The 3062-nt window shown below is 33.9% G+C and carries 1 protein-coding gene and 1 pseudogene; both read right to left on the reverse strand.

Annotated elements, in window-relative coordinates:
* Nucleotides 1-552 (reverse strand): annotated as a pseudogene (locus KSHG_RS15420) (hypothetical protein); the annotation flags it as partial.
* Between the two features lie 2147 nt (nucleotides 553-2699).
* Nucleotides 2700-3062: hypothetical protein (locus KSHG_RS18495; RefSeq protein ID WP_010309383.1), on the reverse strand; the 363-nt coding region annotated here is incomplete at its 5' end.

The following is a 3062-nucleotide window of genomic DNA, read 5'->3' on the forward strand; positions in this document are numbered from 1 at the left end:
TAATTTATTTTTAATAGCTTTAATAAAGACAGATTTATGTGGTGACATTTCCGTATTCGCGTTTTGTGGCTGTGCGACTTCTTCTGAGTGCTTGCTATGCTTGAGTTCTTCGCATTCTTTCGCAATTTTTTCGATGTTTGTCCCCACTTTCTCCGTAGGGACATTCTTACATTGGTACGGTTGCCATACATAAATAGATGGGCCCTTTAAATTTGTTTTTGCTGTGCGTGTTTCGAGTGTCACAAGCATGCCTAAGTTTTTCGCTTTGGCTACCGCACGTTTGGCTGTACGTAAATCAAAACTAAAGTCGAATTCTTCTTTTGCGACTTTAACAACGGTCTTTAATTTTAGTGTAGCGATTCCTGGCACCTTTACAGAGTGTCTCACAATCGTTTTAAGGGCTTGTAGCTCTTTTCTGCCGAATTCCTTCTTGTGATCCGCTAACCACATCTCAAACGCTGTATTCAGGTCTTTAGCGGTTGTGAAGTTGGCAAATGCTTTATAAGCTGCTGGGTTGTATGTGTATGTGATGGTTTGTGTTTGGTTTGTCATGGTAGTTCGCTCCTTTTAGAACGAAAAAAGCACGCTCGTATCGGTGTTTTCCGATACAAACGTGCTTTGTTTGCTTCATTACAGTAATAAAGGCTTGAAATATCTTTCAAAACTTTATAGAATAGAGCTATCCATTAGGTGTTCAACCACCTAAACAGATATACTAATTAGTAATGAAGCAACTATGACAAGTGAGTACCGTATGTTCGAGATACGGGAAAGCGATGTAAGAAGGATTGCAGTCCGACTTATGTCACGTTATGGTTGCTTTTTTTTACGTTCAAATATGTTGTAAAAATCATAGCATTTTTGTAAGAAAAGTACAAACCCCTTTTTAAAGAATAAATTCTTTACTAAAAAATCAGCACTTAAATGCGAAATAAATATGCAATTTTTTATGCAAGATCTGTACCCTAATCGCACTTATTTATGATATGTTTCTCCTTAACTGTTGTTTGATGATTTTCAATCTTTCACAAGGGTCATATTACAACTGCAAAAGGAGCTATATTTTGAGCATAATTCGTTTCAAAACATTGCTCAAAAACAAAATCTTAATAACTAGCGTTAAGAAGATTCCTTATCGTTGTAAATCCGCGAAAATCTGACGGGACCCCTTATAGCATATATAATGAATACATCTTTGTTCCTTTCAGGTGGTAATACTGTTGGTTCAATTGTTGTGTATGGTATAAAGAAATTTTTCAAAAATCGGACATATAAAAAGAACGGTAAAAAATATTATTTCTTTGGCGAGAAAAAAGATTATGAATATTTACGACTTTATTAAATAGGAGAGTTAGAAAAATGTTTACTGTTTTATGGTATAGCGCTATTATTACGTGCATCGTATGTTTTATTCCATTTCTATTTTTTAATTGGAATTCAAATAAAATTTATAACAAGCTAGTATATGGGTTACTACTAATAAATTATGTTTTGTTGATTTTCACAAATTTATTCTACGAATTTAATATAATTAAATCTCTTAATATAATTCTATTACTAATATTTTCATTCGCAATCTATAAATGGAATAAAAATTTAGGGTATTCTGAGAAAGTGATTAAATGGATAGTAGTGATTTTTATTTTAATGTTGGCAAAAATGATATTAAACATTTATGAAGAATGATGTATACACATTCGTTACGTGAGTTGCTACTATATTAGCTCATATCTTAAATAAATATTCATACTTTTTAGTTTGAAAAAATAAAAAAGCGAAGTCGAATAATTAATTGACTTTGCTTTTTTGATGCGTAAGTGCCGATAACACCCCTTTACACGAAATAGCCAATCTTTTCCACTGAAAAAAGTAGCCGTAATTGGTTACTTTTTTTTTCGTTTTTTTCATTTTTGCGTCAGCAAATTTTGCTTTTAACGGTCTGAAAAAATTTGGCCCATCGGTATGATCCGCCAAATTTTTGTGCCAGGGATTTTCGATTTTCGCACGCATCATGAACATGATGTGTAAGTGCGCCCTGTTCCTTGCAGCTCTTTTATTTTTCATTTCGAGTGCAACGACACAAAAGGTTTTAGGAATTCCTAACAAGCAAAAATGAAATTTTAGGGAGTGTGGTCACACTCCCGTAGCTTGCCCTTTTGGGGCGAGCGAAAAAATTTTATGTGGGTTTGCCCGGGCAAACCCGTAGCTTGCCTTCACCAAAAATTAAAAAAAAGAGGTGGACGAAACATGGGACTTTTCATTTTTCAAAGTGGACAGAACATGGGACACGCTCTCGAAAAACATGGACAAGATATGGGACATTTGAAAAAAATCATGCTATCACGAAAATACTAGGCTCTGCCTAGACCATCACGTAAGTGATAGCACATTTCCCTTATGCTCTTTCTCACTATTCGACAAAATGCGTGTTCAAAACAAATTTCAAAAAGTGCAAAATCATTTTTAGAAAAACGGAACCGAAAAATTTATTTTTGTGCGAGAAAAAAATAAAAAGTTGGCGATCCTTTTTTTATTTTAAATTCCCTAGCGATAATATTTTTCTAATTCATTTTCGTAAAAAGCGTGTTTTTCATTCAACGCATTTTGATATAACTCAACAATTTCGTGGCTCACTTTTTCATCAGGTGCTGGCGTTAATTTTTCAATTTCGTTGAAAACATAGGCTGTTAATTCTTCGTTTAAGCAATGATTAATAAATCCACGCATAGATTTAATGTGGTTGAGTTTTTATTTTTACGTGCGTCTAAACAAACCTCAACAACTCGTAATAAGTGTTCAAGCATGATGTCTTTATGTGCTTTCCAAACGTCAAACTTCGTAAAGCTGTGTACTTTGCTATAAATCATTTCGGTTACGGCTTTTACATCGGATCTGCGGTTCATTAGGCTGTTGTACATGACTTGTTTTAATCGACTAATGAATTTTAGTGGCTTAAAGTCCGTTGGATTTTTCACTGGTTGTGTAAGCAGCATGATTTTTCGTTCTTGCTTAATGGCGATTGATTTAGAAATTGTTTTAAACCCGTATGAATACGTATTTAA

This window comes from Kurthia senegalensis (assembly GCF_000285595.1).
Classification (GTDB): domain Bacteria; phylum Bacillota; class Bacilli; order Bacillales_A; family Planococcaceae; genus Kurthia; species Kurthia senegalensis.